Annotated in this window: 1 protein-coding gene; it reads right to left on the reverse strand. The window is 67.1% G+C overall.

The features are described 5' to 3' along the window. Positions 1–301, reverse strand: a 301-nt coding sequence (locus tag PXJ20_RS33075; protein ID WP_421057531.1) for a hypothetical protein, incomplete at both ends; no start/stop codon positions are given.

Here is a 301-nt window from a genome sequence, read left to right on the forward strand (position 1 = left end):
CGCTACCGCATTGGCGCCGGCCGCGTTCGCGTTGTTGCCCACCGCCACGCCGGCCGCTCCCGCTGCCGTCGCACCGGTGCCGGCGGCGAGCGCGTTCACGCCCGTGGCGCCGTCATTGTTGTAGTTGGCCTGCTGCGTACCGTTGTCGTTGACGCTGTAGTAATGCGTCTTGCTCGCCGAAATCGCGGTCGACAGCGAAGTGGTTGCCGTCGAACTCGACGTCGAGAGCGACGTCACCGAGCTGTTCGTGGTCGACAGGCCGGTGGAGAGCGAGCTGGCCGTGGTCGAGGTCGAAGTCGAA

The sequence above is a fragment of the Paraburkholderia sp. A1RI_3L genome (assembly GCF_048957895.1).
GTDB classification, from domain to species: Bacteria; Pseudomonadota; Gammaproteobacteria; order Burkholderiales; family Burkholderiaceae; genus Paraburkholderia; species Paraburkholderia kururiensis.